The sequence below is a fragment of the Candidatus Berkelbacteria bacterium genome, from assembly GCA_016432625.1.
Taxonomy (GTDB): domain Bacteria; phylum Patescibacteriota; class UBA1384; order 2-12-FULL-50-11; family 2-12-FULL-50-11.
Genome location: CP066697.1, coordinates 405227 through 420287, shown reverse-complemented (window position 1 = coordinate 420287; position 15061 = coordinate 405227). Strand labels below are relative to the sequence as shown.

The following is a 15061-nucleotide window of genomic DNA, read 5'->3' as shown; positions in this document are numbered from 1 at the left end:
TTACGCTGTGCCGGTACCGGTAACAAGTTCTCGAACCAATCGTGAAACCAGGCCCATGTCAGCCTTGCCCTTAAGTTCAGCGCTCAAAGCTCCCATGGCTTTGCCGATTTCGTTGGGGGCAACAGGGTTTTTAGCTAAGTACTCGCTTATCAAGGCTCGAAGATCACTTTCCGACATCTGTTCTGGCAAGTAGGCGCCAAGAATCGTCGCTTCTTCCTCTTCGAGTTTGGCCTGTTCTGGCCGGCCGGCGTCCTGATAAGACTGGAAGGCTTCTTTACGTCGCTTAACCTCCTTTTGAATAACAGAAATAACCTCTTCGTCGCCAAGCTCAGTCCCCTTTTCGATCTCGGCGTTTTTCAAAGAAGATTTGAGCATGCGCAATGTCTCGCGCTTAGATGTATCCCCGCTCTTCATGGCTTCAAGCAGTTCTGCTTCAATGCGTTCGATCATAGTTAGTAGCCGCGTTTGGTTTTGCGGCGGACGGCGCGCACTTGAGCAACGGCGCGACGTTTATTGCGGGATGTTTTCTTCTCGAAGAATCGGCGTTTTTTGATCTCGGTCATGATCTCCGACTGTTGGACGTCACGGAAAAAGCGGCGAAGCATTACTTCGACAGACATCGGGCCACTTGATGAACCTTCACCGCGCGAACGGCGCTCGTAACGATCTTCCATATGTAGGAATTATTGTAGCAATAAATTTGCTTTAAGTTAAGCGTAACCTCGGACTCTTTGAAGAGGTAGGGGGACCGAGTTGCGAAGCTGTCCCCCTACCTCTTCACTCCACCCCCTGCACGCTGCCCCAGCGGCTGGGGAAACACCGCTCGCTGATCCTGTCATCACAGGTGCATGGCTCGCGGTTTTTCGACTACATTTTTCACCCTTAGAACCTTGACTTTCTGTCTGATTTAAGGTAGAGTTGTCGTGTTCTTTGGTAAGCAGGAAGCAATACCCTACTGGGCCGAGCGCTAAAGATACTTTGGATCCACCAATGTTCGTAGGAGATCCGAGAGTACTCGAACAGGTTCCCCAACTCACCTCAAGCGGTTGGGCACACCCGGAGTGTCGAAGGGAGTTGCTCTACACAGGACCGTGCCATGAGCGACTACATCACGGATTAAACGACACCCCCCAACGCTGCGGCCGCGGGGGGTTTTCCTTAATACAACGCTTTAGAAACCGTACCACCAATGAGGTGCATATGAACGTGGTCAATTTCTTGTCCGGCGTGTTGGCCGACATTGAATAACAAACGATAGCCCGATTCTTTGACTCCTGTGATTTGGGCGACTTCCTCGCTACCAACTAACATATCGTGGATCTCGTCAGCACGAAGCTCTTCCGGTCGCTCGACGTGACGCTTGGGGACAATTAATACATGAACTGGGGCTTTGGGGTGAATATCGTGGAACGCCACGTAGTGGCTAGTTTCGAGCACTTTTTTGCTCTCCAGCTCTTCGCGGATGATCTTGCAGAACAAACAATCGTTCATGCGTTGATTGTAGCAAATACCGCCCTAAAGGGTTGACTGAAAAACTCACACCTGTTATCATAGTTGACGCTTCTGTGGGAAGCCTTTTTATTATCCTATTTAAGGATAAGAAGTCAGGTAACTGGCGCAAAGGCGTAACCCGGAGGTACGCCCCAAGTGGGCATAAGTAAAGGAGTGAAAATAAAAGTTCTAGTTGCTTTCGGGTAGCTAGGACGAAGTGATGAACTTAACCCAGCTTCACCGTCAATCGGTGCGGCAAATAGGGAGGGTTAAGAAAGTCGTACGAAAGAACGTTAAAAAACTGCAGCGCGCTAAGAACGTAATGTTGATGGCGTTAACAATACCTCTGGTTATTCCAGTCGGTGCTGTGACCGCTGCCTACTCAACAGAAGTTCCAACTCCGGTAACGGAGATCGTTCAATTTGAGTCTGAGTTAACCTTGGCCCTTAACGACAAAGTCGTTGATGTTCCGGTTAAAACTGTCCAGATTGAGCTTAAGGAATCTGAGTATCAACGCCGTGTTCGCGTCGCGCGAGAGGCCAAAAAAGCCTCGCAGTCTAAATCGACGGTGTCTAAACCGGCCGAACTAGGAGATAACGACAAGTTTGCCCTGGCAAGCCAAGCAGCTGCCAAATACGGCATTCCTGCAAGTCTTCTGTTCGCGGTTTGGAAAGTTGAGTCTGGCCAACGAATGTATTTCGAAGGCGGCTCCACTGTCGGTGCTCGTGGACCGTGTCAGTTTATGCCCGGCACCTGGCGATCATATCAAGAGGACGGTAACGGCGACGGCGTCAAGAACATCAACGATGCTCGCGACTGTCTCTACGGTAGCTCAAAGCTTTTAGCCCGTAACGGTGCTTCAAGTGGTGACTATCGTCGAGCGCTGTTCGCCTACAACCATTCAACGACCTATGTAAACCAGGTCTTGAAAATGGCCGGCTTATAAGCCGACTGGTTAGCAAAAGGACCTCCGCAAGGAGGTCCTTTTGTGTGCAGTTCTTTTAGCCTTGACTATAACTACCCTCTTGGGGCACGATCTCAACCCAAATCCGACCGCGGTTGATCTTAAGCTCAGCGCCGGTGGCCTTGTCGTAGAGACGTGTTCTCTCAGTTCGCGCGGGCTTTTTCCACGTCGCATTGACGGCAGTCCCGTCTTGAAATAACATAGCTTCGCCCTCGCCGATAGTGCTCATATTCCATTCAGATTCCTTACCAGTGCCCTTGTAGGCTGGATTGGCAGAATGCGACACCTTAAGAGCCAGAACGGCCGCTGCGGTGATTTGCTCGCCGCTAGTGGCATCCTTGTGGACAGCCCCACCCATCGATCGGCTATAGAGCTTGGTAACTGGATCGAAATTCCACACTACATTGAACTGTGCTGAGGAGAATTTAATATTTACGGCCGCCGCCGGGGCAGGCGTAGCGGAAGCGTCTTTAAATAACCAGCTCTTGAAATCCGCAGTGGCGCTCCAGCCTTTTTTCTCGACGCCCAAATTGAATATCTTCGACACGTCAGCGAACAATGTGTGCTCGCTTGCTACGCCCTTACGTGGCTCTCGCCAGTAAGCGTCGTTAGAATGGGGATAATCTTTGATTTTATATTCCCCAATGCGCGACAGGGCCGTTGGGGAGCCGCCGGCGTGAGCGTAAAAGGCGTCATATTCGCTCAGGTAGTCAATAAAGTAGCTTCGAGCTGAACGGACGGGGCCAACCTTTGTCGGAAGGTTAATAGAATAAAGCGCCATGAAACGCGTTATGCCGCCCTCGGTGACCGCCTCGTAGACAACATCAGCGCTTGTCAGCCCTGTTTGCGGCCGCGCCGCCGGCGAATTCTCGATCATCACCGCCACTGGGTGGCGATTGTAAATACTCCTATCAACAACAACACCGTTTATAAGACTCGGAAGCTCTTTCGGCTCGCTGGTGGGCTGAACTTTAGACGCCTCCACCGGTCCTTCGTCTCGTCCAAACCAAGTAAAAGCTGATAGCACTAAAACAAGCAGGGCAATTACGGCGATAATCACTATTTTTTTATGGCTAACAAGCCAAGCCTTGAATCTCTTTGGCGACTTCTGCGGAGTAACGGGCGGCTTAATAACAAAATCCCCTTCCATCTCTTTAGTAGGGTAACGAATTCTCGAGGTGCTGCCAAGCCTACTGTGAGGAAAGGTTTTTTATTAGCATACGGGCTATATCTGTTGCTTCTTTCTTGTCTTTTTCGCCTAACTTACCGTCCAACACGAGGGCAAGTAGATGCTCTTTGATTGGTTTAATCCACGGCCCGGCAGGTCGCTTGAATATCTCCATAAGTTCCGCACCGTCTAGCGGGCTTTTGATCTTGGCTATCTCGGCTTCTTTCTCGAGCTTGTCGATCCGTTCTTTTAGTTCGGCGCGTCGAGAGCGATAAAGCGCTAATTTTTTCTCGTTCTTGCCGCTCTGGTCGGCCTCGGCAAAGGTAAACAGGTCGTCTAGCGCCTCACCGGCGTCACGGACAAAACGTCGCACTCCCCCATCGGACCAAGCGCCGTCGTAGCCAGGAATACGTTGATGCTGACGTACTATGTGCACCAGGTACTTAATGAAATCGTTAGGGTATTTCAAACGGGTAAGAATTGTACGCGCCATTTTGCCGCCGAGATTCTCATGACCCAAAAAGTGAAATTCACCGTCAATTTTTTGCCGGGTTAACGGCTTAGCAATGTCGTGTAGTAGGGCGCACCAGCGCAAGGGCAGTTTAGGCGGTGTTTGATCGAGTACTTGTAGAATATGGTGGTAAATATCCTTATGCTCGTGTGCCTCAAACTCTAAATTAATCGATGGCAATAATTCGGGCAGGATATATTCAATCAGACGACTCTCAACTAGAAGCGTAATTCCCAAGCTAGGTCGGGGGCTGAGAAGAATCTTATCGATTTCTTGGCTAATGCGTTCTGCCGATAAGATACCAAAGTGCTCTCGTTCATCGATGATCGCCTGCATTGTTTCCGGTTCAATCTCGAAATCTAACTGCGCGGCAAAGCGTATTGCCCGAAGCATTCGGAGCGGATCTTCGCCGAAGCGCTGGTTCGGGCTGCCAACGGCGCGGACAATCTTTTTCTTCAGATCATCCTGGCCGCCAAATGGATCGATCAACTCAAGTTTAATTGGGTCGTAAGCTATAGCGTTAATCGTAAAATCTCTTCGCGATAAATCGTCTTTGAGATCATTACCAAATTTCGTTTCGGGCTTGCGCGAGGAAACCTCGTACTGCTCGGTTCTGAACGTCGTTATTTCTACTGTTTCACCGTGAAATTGTGCCGTGATTGTGCCGAAGCGCTTACCGACGGTGCCAATACTCTTTGCTCTTATATCGTGAAGCAATTTTTCGGTCTCGTCGGGGGTCATGTCGGTCGCGATGTCCCATTCCTGAACCGTCTTATCGAGCAACTCGTCACGAACAGCCCCACCAACTACATAAGCAGTATGGCCTTTACTATGAAATGCCTTAATCAATTCCCCGAGCCACACTGGGGCGCTAATCATTAGAAGAAGATGATGACAGAGCTAATAATAAACAAGGCGATAATTAGCCAAATAACTATTCTCATTATCTTAATTGTAGCTAAGCCTACCCTTAAGCTCGAGAGTTTTTAAGCAAAAGTAACCCGCCGAAGGAGTAAACTAGCGCCCAAACGACACTGATAGCGATGGCTTCTGAGGGCTTAGCGCCGTTAAGGAAGCTAAATAACACAAGCGCAAACGCGATCGATGCAAAAATAAGAATTATCCCTAACCCTTCGTCGAGTAGTGTCAGTTCGTCGTTGCGGTCTCCGACTCTTACTCCAGAGTTAAAGGCCAAACAATGCAGTGACAGCGGTATTGAGACAAGTACGAGCAGAGTTAGCGGCCCAGCCATTTCTAGCTGCTCTAGTGCCAGTTGTGCCAATACGCCTCCCAGAAGGACGGTAATTAAGCCGCTTGCAGCGAAACTGCCCCAGTAGGTCTGCCGACGATTAAGTGGCAAGTGAGATAGCCTCACCCCTGACGCATAGAACCTCCTACCACTAGGAAAACTGACGAAGTAGCTAATCAAACCTAACGCCACACCCAAGATCAAGAATCCAAGCACAGGGGAGTTAAACAAGCTAGCGCCCAAAGCCTGGGTGAGTAGAAACAACACAAGAATCACGGCGATTATTAAATGGGTTGTAACGTTTCTAAGGAAAAATAGCAGTTCTCTAATAAATACGGACTCACCTAGACTAGGAATATTGTTAAAGTTTCGATGGTGGGTCATAAGACTCCAAAATGGCGAACGACGATGTTTGGTAATTACTGGTTCGCTAGCTTCAATTGCCGTAACAGCAGCGCCGATTATTCCAACCGAAGCCAGTATGACGAGCAAAGCTTCCCCCGAGCTAATCGAGTTGAAAGTCCGCTCTAAGGCGCTCACGGCTTGGTTCGACCTGGAAAAAAACTCCAACATCAGGATTAGAACACTTATCATCGCCATAAAACGAACGAAACTGTTGTGTGTTAAGGCTTTTAGTAGCTGAGAGGCGCTGTTCGCAGCGATATAACACGACAACGCCACCACCAGGATACTTAAAATTAACAGTAAAATTTCCACAAAAGAGTAATAACCGTTTGAGGACCTGCCGACATAAAATGGGACTGTCATTACTAAAGTGATTACTAAAGGCAGCCGCATCAATCCGATAATGCCGTCCCACTGAATTGCTCGGCGACTAATAGGGAGCTGCGTTATGGCCATCGAGGTTCTTAGAGGCGTAATACCAACAAAGAAGCCGATCGTTATTAGTAGCGCCAGGTTAACGCTCAAGAAGGCGGTGCTGCCCTCTCCCACGGCCGAAGCACCGATATAGTAAAATCCCGCCATTACCAATGCTGCCGCTGCAGCTACCAGTATAAGTAGAACAAACCTAGGGAAAGGCTCTTCGTTGAAACTCCGTAGAAACCGACGAGCGTGCAGGCGCCACAAGATCTTCTCACTGCCCATGTAGAACGCTGTTATAAATTGTCAATAAATCTCGATCTTCAGCACGGGAAAGGCTTTTTAGCTGCGATAAAGTGCCGTCAGATAGAATTTCACCCTGATCCATAATGAAAAATCTCTCGGCAACACGCTCGGCCCAAGGCAAGTTGTTGGTGGCAATTAAAACGGCAGCGCCATCACTCGACACCCGCCGCGCCAACTCGGAAACCTCCTGTTGGGACGTTGGATCAAGGCTGTTTATTGGCTCGTCCCAGAGTACAACTGACGGCTGATGCAAGAGCGAGGCGATCAGTCCAACCTTTTGTTTAGTTGACTCATCAGCGCTATCTAAGATGGTGTAAAGACTATCTTTGCAGTTCAACTTATCGGCCAAATTTAGAATTGCCTCGATTCGTTTAGGCGGCGCTAAATGATAAGCGGCGCTTACTACTTCCAGCCATTCGAGTCCAGTCAAATAGTTCTCGAAGGCAACTGGAGATGACAGGTAGCCGAGCTGCGTTTTTGCCTTCTCACTGTTCTTCAAAGAGTAGCTGCCAACTCGAATTTCTCCGTCGTAGTGCTCGAAACCACCGGCTAGTGCCCGAAGAAGTGCCGACTTGCCAGCGTTGTTTGGGCCGATAAACGCCGCTACTTCGCCACGTTTTATCTCTAAGTTTATGTTCGTGAGAACAGGAATCGCCTTATCAAAAACAGTTAATTCTCGTGCCTTAAGCATCTGTCCCCCCGCATTTTTTAGTGTTTCGTTTTGATCAAATAATCTTTAGCGTTTGCGTCCAGGTCGTAAAAGTGATCGAGAGCCTCGATTAGCCGGGAAGAAGTACTACGACCGAACGCGATGCCTTCAACGCGGCACCCTTTATTCTCCTTGAGATATGTGACCAGCGGTAAGAAATCTCCGTCGCCGGTGACCAAAACAACCACGTCGAGACGGTCAGCAATTTTAATTGCATCAACGGCAACGCCAACGTCCCAGTCGCCTTTCTTTTCACCACCGGGAAAAATCTGGATGTCTTTAGAACGGATCTCTAGGCCGACTTTCTCCAAAGCGTCAAAGAAAGTTTGCTCCTTCGGCGCGTCTGAACGAACGACGTAAGCAATAGCGCGAATAAGTTGCCTCTTGTTAACGGCGTGCTCAAGTATTTTGCCGAAGTTGACGTGGCTGTCATACATCGCCCGGGCGCTGTAGTACATGTTCTGGATATCGATAAAAACGCCGACGCGTTGATTCGCGTAACTTGTCGGAGGTGTCAAACCGAGCATTTATTCCCTCTTGACTCGTTGCAGCGTTTTTCTTCTCGCGAAGGTTTGCTCGCAGTGAAAACGCCGACTCGTTGGTTGGCGTAACTTGTTGGTGGAGTTAGACCTAACATGTATTCAGTTTACCTTAAAAAGCTATTGTTTGCCCAGGTAAATTAACAATTCGAAGCCACCTGAGTTCTGCGATTCTTTATAACTGACTTCCCTACCCTGCAATAAAGCGCCGATTGTTTGAGCCTCGGACAGCCTAGTTTGAATGTGCCAAATGTAAGTCTTGTCGTAAACAAACTGTGATTTGCCCAGCTTTTTAACCGTGTATCCTTTTTCAGTTAGTAGTGCCGTGGTAGAGTCTACCGCTTCGTCGCCGGCACCCGAGTCGTAGATCTTGACTTCGAAAGCAGTATTTTTATTTGAAAATACATCGGCTGAATTACCGCTAGGTTCATCCGAGGTTACGGGTGTGTCCGTTGTAGTCGTCGGCTTAACGGAGTCGGAGGAGCTGTTGTAATAACTAGCAAAAAGACCAACGGCAGCAAGGCCGAGCCCGACCACTAGCATCAGCATTGGCCACGTCGTGCGGCGAGGTTTTTTTCCGTGTGTGGTGGGGGCAGTATTTACCACCGACCGCGTTGGTCTTCGAAAATCCATGTCGCGTGCCATGGATTCAGTATACCCGCCGGGACTTAATGTCCCTAGGGAAAGTTGTCGTGAGTCTCAAAGTTCCTTGATCGGTTCCCAGTCTGGTTCGTCGCTACTTTTATGATCTGCTGACTTCCTCGATTTTATACTTGGTTGCTCCGCGCCAAAGCGCACGACAATTCGTTTACGCGCCCTGTCCATTTCTAGTGAGACGATCGTACCTGCTTTGGCACCAAGCTCTGTAAGCCAGCGTTTAGGTAGTAGGAGGGCCAAGGAGTATCTACCAAACAAAAACAATTTTCGTTCGCCTTTGCGTGCCATTCACCTTTGACATATACCACAGCGCCGTTTAAGTATTCAATTCCGAAAATTATCGACAGTACGCTACTTGACTTGTCGACGAGCATCCGCCATACTATTGCCTAGCTGTGTTGCCAAGCAATCATAGCGAGTCGCGTCAGGCCTTCAGCAATTCCAGCAGGCTTGGCTTCGTTCCTTATACAAACATCCGAAAACATGCCAACCAAGGCAAAATCTCGATGTGAGCAGCCGGTAAAACTCTATTGCGGTCAAAGGAGTACTTGGCTTACGAGTCAAGGCCAGCTAGCTCAGCCAGACCCCCTCATACATACGCCCTCTTCATAGGGGGTCTCTGGCCCGAGGCTGGGTCGCTATATACGCTTCGGGGGTTCCTCTTGTAGGAATTTCCAGGTGTTGCGCGACCCCCACGGTTTCTTTCCTACCCTCACCCCGTTAGGTTGAGCTGGACTACGGGGTAAAACCAAGCTGATTCGGATGCAGCACGGGCAAGCCAGGACAGGTTGACTGGCAGGGCCGCTCCTCGGAGCGGCCCTTTTTCTATTCCCTAAATCTCTGAGCTGTACTCGCTAAAAACTTATTTAACCGCGAAATTTTCGAATGACACCTCGCACCTTACCTTGAATCGTTACTTTTTTAACTCGAATTGGCTGGTACTTCTTGTTGGCTGGCTGCAAACGTATGTGATCCTTTTCCCGATAAAAGCGCTTTAGCGTTACATCGTCTTTATCTATCAAGGCGACAATGATGTCACCATTTTTGGGGCTCTGGCACGGCTCAACTACAACATAGTCACCGTCTAAAATACCATCATCGATCATCGAGTCACCTTTTACCCTCAGGGCAAAAACGTTTCGTGCCATCATATCGCGGGGAATCTCTAGAGTTTCGCTGGTCCGGATCGCCTCAATCGGCTTTCCGGCTTGAATCGCGCCCATAAGCGGAATATTCAAAACGTCAAAACCTGAGTCTGGCTCAACGGCGACTTCTTTTACCTGGAGTGAACGATAACCGGCTTCGCTGGACAAGTAGCCTTTTAATCGTAAATTCTCGACATGTTCAGCGACGGTCGCGACCGAAGAGAAGCCGAAATGTTCAGCGATCTCTCGATAACTTGGTGAGTACCCGTTCTCATCAATAAAACTCTCAATAAAATCTAAGATCTGCTTTTGCTTTGGTGTTAACATGTTAGTACTAACGTAGCGAACAAAAACCGAACGTGTCAATAGCACTTACATGTACCTCGACAACAAGTATCTGTTGGCGATCTGAATGCGGAGAAAGCCGCTTGGATAATTCCAGGCGGCTTTCGTGAAGTTGGGACGAGCCCTACAAGATAGACTTGAGTAGCTCGCCGTCGTGGATGGATTCGGCGTATTTGGCGATGTTGCTTAGAACGTCGAAGGGGTGACGGTCGGCGGAGACGCCAAGGTTGTTGAACTCGATCTGGTCGAGAATGCCCTCTGTTGGAACACCACCGGCGTGCACGAGCGTTCGAAAGTCTTTTGGACGGCAAAAGTTCGCCCACTGGTAGCCGTAGAGCCTTCGGATGTCCTGGTCCCCCTCGATCACGCAGATCCAGAAGGTGTGAAAGACGTCGCGCGGGCCCTCAGGGTGGAACCGGCATTGGCCAGTTCTGATGTGGTGTCCGATCGGTTGGATCGGAAATGCCTCAAGACCGAAAGAGTCGTTGAGGTGTGCCGCGAGCAGTGCGGCGCCGTTCAGTGCGGGTGTGTCGGTGCGTACAGCTGGCAGCACCGGGGCACCTCGCAAGTTGTTGTTGGCCTCGTGTGGCATCTGGCAGATGAGCAGCTGGCCGTCGCTCTCGCGAACCGCTGCCGCAACAAACAGGTTGTTAACTTCGCCAATGAGGTACTTTTGACCGGGCGTGTTCCGCACGATCTTCAAAACCTTGGCGGAATCTGATGGACGAGCAAGTTCAGTATCAGTCGGCATAGAAGGAACTCCTTTTCAGGCAGGGGGTAGCATACCGCGCAATTAGTGGCTTGGAAAGGGTGTGGTAGTCGGTTAGATCCGTTTAGTAAACGGATTCACTTCAGTTATTTGTGGCAAGTAGATCCGTTTATTACGACCGTCGGGCAAGTTGAAAATCCTCCGTTTGATTGTCGCTAAGCTGCTCCGGAACACCGTAAACTCGCCGTAGCGGTTGTTAACCTTATCTACGGCTCGAATTAACTCCTCGTACTCCTTATCCTCCGTGAATAAAGACTGGGTTATTTCGGTCTGTTGTACCAGGTTTGTGGCCGTCACGGCGACGAGGCGAACCGGTTTGATGGAGTTGTTGAATATTTCGAGCAATTGCTCGGCGGCTTGGTAGATCTCTCGTCCGTCATTAAAAAAGCTTTTTTGCAAGGCACTTTTAGACCAACCGCTTCGGTCGTAAAAACGCAGATAAACCGCCACACCCCGGGCGATCAAGCCTTTGCGGCGCAAACGGACGCCGACTCGCTCGCTGAGCAGCAATAAAACCTTTTTAGCTTCTCCTAAGGTATGAACGTCTTGTGGCAAGGTGTAAGAGTGGCCGACTGATTTTTCCTGAGGCAAGGAGCGAAACGAACGCAAAAGATTGTTGTCGATGCCGTTGCCAATATTATGCAGCCAAGTGCCGGTAAACTCTCCGAAAGCTTCTAGTAGCATATTTTTTGGCATATCCCCCAGCTCTTTGATCGTGAAAATACCCATCTGATTCAATCTAGGCCGCAAACGATAGCCGATACCGCAGAGCTCCTCAATGGCAGTCTTTTCGGCGATAGCCGCAAAATCTTCAGGACGGACAAGGGTCAGGCCGTCAGGTTTTTTTAGCTCCGAGGCGAGTTTGGCGAGTGTTTTACCGTAAGAGATACCGATCGAACAGGTTACCCACGACCCGATATGGCTTTTTATTAGTGCTTTAAACTGCTGGGCAAGTTTGGCAGCTTCTTCCCAGGTTATATCCTCCCCCAGGTCCGCAAACGCTTCGTCGATCGAGAAAACATCAATTGTTGGGCTGAGACGTTCGAGCAGAGCGAAAATCCGTTTTGAGGAGAAAATGTAGCGGTCATAACACGCTGGAACGATTATTAGCCCGGGACAAAGCCTCAAGGCTTCCCACGTGGACATACCTGATTTAACGCCGTAACGCTTAGCCTCAATCGAGGCGCCGGTTACGACTGTTCGCTCTCCCCTACCCTTGCCAGCCACGCCGATCGGTAGCCCTCGCAAATTGGGGTAAGCTTGCTGCTCCATCGTCGCAAAGTAACTGTTCATGTCGACGTGAAGTATCTTGCGCATACTTCTATCTAAGGCGAACAAAAACCGAAAAACAAGAGGCGGAAATCTTAATCTCGGACAAGATTCGTTGTATAATTGTCCAACGTACTTTCCAGTTCTGGAAACCGGAGACAGCAATTATGAGACCAAAACTACTCGTCCACACTAAGGGTTCTGGCCACGACACCCATATCCCTACTACTGCCAAAGCCGCCGTGGAGCTGGCAGTCAAGGAAGGAATGAACGTCGAGGGTGTTGAATCCCTGCCGGAGATCAAACGGCGGCTATTGCTGCCGCGTCACGACCCCAAAAACGCCTCTGGCGCTTTATCAGCGGCAACAAGCGGCGACTTGGTCGCCATTGCCCGCGGTATCGAGCCGATCTGGCTGATCAATCCTGAAACCGGTAAGCAAGAGCGTTTGCTCTCGCCGCTGGCGGCGGTGCTACCGACCGTGGAGAAGGGTAAGCACTTCATCTTGAACGATGCCGGGGCGCACGCCGAGATCGGTTGGTTTCAGGTTGCCATAGGGGCACTGCTCTGCGGCAGCTATCACCGGGCGGCTTACAATAGTCTGTACCCGATCTACGGCATCCACTCGATTGGTGGTGAAACTCACAAGCTTCATCCAGAGGCGGCCAAGATCTACGACTTCCTTAAGGGGAACGGACGTGGCCGTACCGTCAGGATCGCCGAACCTGAGGTCGCCTTTAGCGGCGGTATCCAGGTGCTGGTGGTCCGCAATGGCGAGATCGGCAACACCCTACTCAAAACAGCAGAAACCTCAATACGGGCGCTCAACAACGTGATCAAGCAGGAAGTCACAAGTGAGCTCTGGAGTAAGTTGATGGTCGGTATGGCGCAAAACGCGTTCCACCGAGTCAAAGAACGCATCTATCACGATGATGTTCATGGCGCCTTACTCCTTGGTTCCGGACAGCTGCTAATGAAGCAGCACGGCCGGGTGGAGGCTGATGAGCTTCTCCATGCCCTCAAGCGTCTGGAGCGTTACGCCCTCAAGGACACCTTGGCGCGTATGCGCCAGAATTTCTTCCAGGAGTTGGCCCGTCTTCATCCTGAGGTGCTTCCTCCCCCACCAGAGAGGGTCGCGGTCGGCTAATAACCGCCCCTTCCTCCTGGTCAAAGTGCCCGGCGTTTTCGCCGGGCACAGTTTTATACTTGGACCATATCAGCCAAAACCCAGTCGAGAGTTACTGGATCGAAAACCAGTTCATAAGAATTGCCGCGGCTGCTAACGGCAAAATGATAAAGCTTCTTACTGCCATCACGCTCAATATGGAATAAATTCATCGACTCGACTGGATAAGTTCGTTCCTTCCAGTTGAAAAAGTGAATCTTGAACTTATGCGGCGAGAAACTGGCGATAACTTTAACTGGTTCCCCCAGAGTCGTTTTAACTTCTTCCATACTACCCTCCTTTTTCTTAATATGGCGAACAAAAACCGAACAGTCAAGGTGCGCTCACAACAACCTTTTCGGAACCGCTCCTCGTCCCAGCGGACTCGTAGCTTTTATTCTCGGATGCCACTGTGAGCTTCGCTCACAGACCATGCTGGCATCCTCCGAAAAGTTCCTGCAAAGGGTTGTTCGCTTTTAAGCCACGGCAAAAATGTGGGGATTTGGCTACTGGACACTAATGGTTAGTTGCTATAAACTAGAGAATCCGTGTGCTAGATGCCGCGGAGAATACCCAGGAGGGATTGTTTGATTACTGCACTTCAAGCTCGTCCGGTTGGCTTTGCGCCTGCCGGGAATCGTGTTCCTAGCCAAAACGGCTCGTTCCAGAGGGACGAGGGTGAAAGCCCTTTCGTCTCCAAGCCTGACCCTTGCAGAAGAGGTGTCAGGCTGACCAGACGGGAGATCGAAGTTCTGAGCCTAATCGCTCAGGGCAATAGCAGCAAGGAGGCTGCCGATGCTCTCTATGTATCTAAGCGAACCGTAGATTTCCACTTGGCGAATATCTACGACAAGCTTCAGGTGCACAACAGGGTTCAAGCCTTCCGAGCAGCGACTCGGTTGGGTTTAATCCCGTTCGAACCGTTCGCCCGCTAGATCACGTACCGCGTGTCGAGGATGACGCGCAAATGGCTCAACGCCGAGCCTACCCACGATAGCCGCCTCTTGAGGCGGCTAATCTGTTAAAATAGGTTGACCACACGGAGGTGGTATATGAACGAAAATCGAGTAATTGACGCGGCGATCTTCAACGGCCAAAGCGACAAGGCAATCGCCCAATCCCTCGGCCTTGAAGAAAAGGAGATCGAGAAGTGGCGTATGGCGCTGTATCGCGAGCTCAACGCGACCACGCTCAAGCAAGCGCTCGAGGCGGCTGATCTAAGAGGCATGATTGTCTGGCAGATTCCTCCTCATGTCGTTAGTGAGTAACCCATGGACGGGCCGCCAATCTGGCGGCCCTCTTTCAAACCTTATTGATAAGGCGGCAGTTATATAAGGAAGTCCTCGTTCACGGTGAAAAGTCGAGGGGGGGGGTAATTATACTTTTCCCGTTCACTGTGGTGCGCCGCTGTGTTCACTCGCGGCTTATCCCCAAACACAAGCCGAAACTTAACCAAGAAACTGTGGAAAAGTGTAAAACCGAACGAACTCCGAAATTAGATAAAAAAATGAGCCCCCGCCAGAATTGACGGGGGACTCGGTGAGGGTCGCGAGGGATAAAGTCGCTAACGTCGTGAGATAACCTGGCCGGCGCCGTTTACGCCCATTTGGGCGAACAGCTTGGCTCGCTTGCTCTCTGTCTCGAGAAGTTTTGCAGTCTCCTCGGCCAGAACAGCGATTCGGGTCTTTTCCACGAGCGTTTCGTCATCGTGCTGGCGTTTTCGTTTGACCGACTCGACGAGCCACTGGATGGCAGCGAAGAAACAGCCAAGCCCAACCGCAACGGCGAAAACGAGCCAGGCCTGATGGCCATAGCTTGCCCAGCGAGTAGCGAGATAAGGCTGGGTCCGTTCACCGTACTCATAGAGAACAGCGGCGGCAAACGCCACGACTGCGATGACGAAGAATGTGTCTGATATCCGTTTCATAGGTACATGCACCTCCTGTGCAGTTCG

At 50.4% G+C, this 15061-nt stretch carries 19 protein-coding genes; 4 read left to right on the top strand and 15 right to left on the bottom strand.

Going from position 1 to position 15061, the window contains the following annotated elements; genetic code table 11:
- The 3 genes from HY845_02485 to HY845_02475 all read right to left on the bottom strand — a co-directional run bounded on the left by HY845_02485 (position 1) and on the right by HY845_02475 (position 1491).
- Complete coding sequence (locus HY845_02485) at positions 1-450, bottom strand: GatB/YqeY domain-containing protein (GenBank protein QQG51410.1); 450 nt, start codon at positions 448-450, stop codon at positions 1-3.
- 2 nt (positions 451-452) lie between these two features.
- Positions 453-674 (bottom strand): 30S ribosomal protein S21, encoded by a 222-nt coding sequence (rpsU, locus tag HY845_02480; GenBank protein QQG51409.1) that lies wholly within the window; start codon positions 672-674, stop codon positions 453-455.
- A gap of 484 nt (positions 675-1158) precedes the next feature.
- Positions 1159-1491 (bottom strand): HIT domain-containing protein, encoded by a 333-nt coding sequence (locus tag HY845_02475; GenBank protein ID QQG51408.1) that lies wholly within the window; start codon positions 1489-1491, stop codon positions 1159-1161.
- A 220-nt stretch (positions 1492-1711) separates the two neighbouring features.
- Between HY845_02475 and HY845_02470 the strand changes: the two genes are divergently transcribed.
- Positions 1712-2437: a lytic transglycosylase domain-containing protein gene (locus HY845_02470; protein ID QQG51407.1), complete on the top strand. Its 726-nt coding sequence runs from the start codon at positions 1712-1714 to the stop codon at positions 2435-2437.
- Between the two features lie 55 nt (positions 2438-2492).
- Here the strand turns inward: HY845_02470 and HY845_02465 are convergent, their stop codons facing one another.
- From HY845_02465 to HY845_02420, 10 genes are all read right to left on the bottom strand, one after another.
- Positions 2493-3605 (bottom strand): DUF3048 domain-containing protein, encoded by a 1113-nt coding sequence (locus HY845_02465; GenBank protein ID QQG51406.1) that lies wholly within the window; start codon positions 3603-3605, stop codon positions 2493-2495.
- Positions 3606-3645: 40 nt separating this feature from the next.
- The gene (locus tag HY845_02460; protein ID QQG51405.1) at positions 3646-5013 is read right to left on the bottom strand and encodes an HD domain-containing protein; all 1368 of its coding nucleotides are present in this window, start codon (positions 5011-5013) and stop codon (positions 3646-3648) included.
- Between the two features lie 91 nt (positions 5014-5104).
- Positions 5105-6370: a hypothetical protein gene (locus HY845_02455; protein QQG51404.1), complete on the bottom strand. Its 1266-nt coding sequence runs from the start codon at positions 6368-6370 to the stop codon at positions 5105-5107.
- A 109-nt stretch (positions 6371-6479) separates the two neighbouring features.
- Complete coding sequence (locus HY845_02450; GenBank protein ID QQG51403.1) at positions 6480-7202, bottom strand: ABC transporter ATP-binding protein; 723 nt, start codon at positions 7200-7202, stop codon at positions 6480-6482.
- A gap of 17 nt (positions 7203-7219) precedes the next feature.
- Complete coding sequence (locus HY845_02445) at positions 7220-7747, bottom strand: NYN domain-containing protein (protein QQG51402.1); 528 nt, start codon at positions 7745-7747, stop codon at positions 7220-7222.
- 132 nt (positions 7748-7879) lie between these two features.
- Positions 7880-8308, bottom strand: coding sequence for a LytR C-terminal domain-containing protein (locus HY845_02440; GenBank protein ID QQG51401.1), 429 nt, complete (start codon positions 8306-8308; stop codon positions 7880-7882).
- A 150-nt stretch (positions 8309-8458) separates the two neighbouring features.
- Entirely contained in the window at positions 8459-8704 is a 246-nt protein-coding gene (locus tag HY845_02435) for a hypothetical protein (protein ID QQG51400.1), read from the bottom strand.
- A gap of 578 nt (positions 8705-9282) precedes the next feature.
- Positions 9283-9888: a transcriptional repressor LexA gene (gene lexA / locus HY845_02430; protein QQG51399.1), complete on the bottom strand. Its 606-nt coding sequence runs from the start codon at positions 9886-9888 to the stop codon at positions 9283-9285.
- A gap of 142 nt (positions 9889-10030) precedes the next feature.
- Positions 10031-10657, bottom strand: a complete 627-nt coding sequence (locus tag HY845_02425; protein QQG51398.1) for a hypothetical protein — start codon at positions 10655-10657, stop codon at positions 10031-10033.
- 72 nt (positions 10658-10729) lie between these two features.
- Positions 10730-11992 carry a DNA polymerase IV gene (locus HY845_02420; protein QQG51397.1) on the bottom strand — a complete coding sequence of 421 codons (1263 nt, stop codon included), beginning with the start codon at positions 11990-11992 and terminating at the stop codon, positions 10730-10732.
- 119 nt (positions 11993-12111) lie between these two features.
- On the opposite strand from HY845_02420, the gene HY845_02415 reads away from it, so the two are divergent.
- Positions 12112-13089: a hypothetical protein gene (locus HY845_02415; protein ID QQG51396.1), complete on the top strand. Its 978-nt coding sequence runs from the start codon at positions 12112-12114 to the stop codon at positions 13087-13089.
- A 53-nt stretch (positions 13090-13142) separates the two neighbouring features.
- Here HY845_02415 and HY845_02410 read toward each other — a convergent pair whose 3' ends face one another.
- Positions 13143-13397: a hypothetical protein gene (locus tag HY845_02410; protein QQG51395.1), complete on the bottom strand. Its 255-nt coding sequence runs from the start codon at positions 13395-13397 to the stop codon at positions 13143-13145.
- Positions 13398-13694: 297 nt separating this feature from the next.
- Here HY845_02410 and HY845_02405 point away from each other — a divergent pair, with 297 nt between their 5' ends.
- Positions 13695-14042, top strand: a complete 348-nt coding sequence (locus HY845_02405; GenBank protein ID QQG51394.1) for a response regulator transcription factor — start codon at positions 13695-13697, stop codon at positions 14040-14042.
- A gap of 117 nt (positions 14043-14159) precedes the next feature.
- On the top strand, positions 14160-14375 hold the full coding sequence (locus HY845_02400; GenBank protein QQG51393.1) for a hypothetical protein: 216 nt from the start codon (positions 14160-14162) through the stop codon (positions 14373-14375).
- Between the two features lie 296 nt (positions 14376-14671).
- On the opposite strand, the gene HY845_02395 is transcribed toward HY845_02400, so the two are convergent.
- Positions 14672-15034, bottom strand: a complete 363-nt coding sequence (locus HY845_02395) for a hypothetical protein (GenBank protein ID QQG51392.1) — start codon at positions 15032-15034, stop codon at positions 14672-14674.
- Between the last annotated feature and the right edge of the window lie 27 nt (positions 15035-15061).

Excerpts from the sequence above, each read along its gene's own strand:
- HY845_02415 (QQG51396.1), top strand. The coding sequence starts at position 12,112 with ATGAGACCAAAACTACTCGTCCACACTAAGGGTTCTGGCCACGACACC.
- HY845_02395 (QQG51392.1), bottom strand. The coding sequence starts at position 15,034 with ATGAAACGGATATCAGACACATTCTTCGTCATCGCAGTCGTGGCGTTT.
- HY845_02445 (QQG51402.1), bottom strand. The coding sequence starts at position 7,747 with ATGCTCGGTTTGACACCTCCGACAAGTTACGCGAATCAACGCGTCGGC.
- HY845_02455 (QQG51404.1), bottom strand. The coding sequence starts at position 6,370 with ATGGCGGGATTTTACTATATCGGTGCTTCGGCCGTGGGAGAGGGCAGC.
- HY845_02460 (QQG51405.1), bottom strand. The coding sequence starts at position 5,013 with ATGATTAGCGCCCCAGTGTGGCTCGGGGAATTGATTAAGGCATTTCAT.
- HY845_02450 (QQG51403.1), bottom strand. The coding sequence starts at position 7,202 with ATGCTTAAGGCACGAGAATTAACTGTTTTTGATAAGGCGATTCCTGTT.
- HY845_02400 (QQG51393.1), top strand. The coding sequence starts at position 14,160 with ATGAACGAAAATCGAGTAATTGACGCGGCGATCTTCAACGGCCAAAGC.
- HY845_02440 (QQG51401.1), bottom strand. The coding sequence starts at position 8,308 with ATGCTGATGCTAGTGGTCGGGCTCGGCCTTGCTGCCGTTGGTCTTTTT.
- HY845_02410 (QQG51395.1), bottom strand. The coding sequence starts at position 13,397 with ATGGAAGAAGTTAAAACGACTCTGGGGGAACCAGTTAAAGTTATCGCC.
- rpsU (QQG51409.1), bottom strand. The coding sequence starts at position 674 with ATGGAAGATCGTTACGAGCGCCGTTCGCGCGGTGAAGGTTCATCAAGT.
- HY845_02475 (QQG51408.1), bottom strand. The coding sequence starts at position 1,491 with ATGAACGATTGTTTGTTCTGCAAGATCATCCGCGAAGAGCTGGAGAGC.
- HY845_02465 (QQG51406.1), bottom strand. The coding sequence starts at position 3,605 with ATGGAAGGGGATTTTGTTATTAAGCCGCCCGTTACTCCGCAGAAGTCG.
- lexA (QQG51399.1), bottom strand. The coding sequence starts at position 9,888 with ATGTTAACACCAAAGCAAAAGCAGATCTTAGATTTTATTGAGAGTTTT.
- HY845_02470 (QQG51407.1), top strand. The coding sequence starts at position 1,712 with ATGAACTTAACCCAGCTTCACCGTCAATCGGTGCGGCAAATAGGGAGG.
- HY845_02420 (QQG51397.1), bottom strand. The coding sequence starts at position 11,992 with ATGCGCAAGATACTTCACGTCGACATGAACAGTTACTTTGCGACGATG.
- HY845_02435 (QQG51400.1), bottom strand. The coding sequence starts at position 8,704 with ATGGCACGCAAAGGCGAACGAAAATTGTTTTTGTTTGGTAGATACTCC.
- HY845_02425 (QQG51398.1), bottom strand. The coding sequence starts at position 10,657 with ATGCCGACTGATACTGAACTTGCTCGTCCATCAGATTCCGCCAAGGTT.
- HY845_02485 (QQG51410.1), bottom strand. The coding sequence starts at position 450 with ATGATCGAACGCATTGAAGCAGAACTGCTTGAAGCCATGAAGAGCGGG.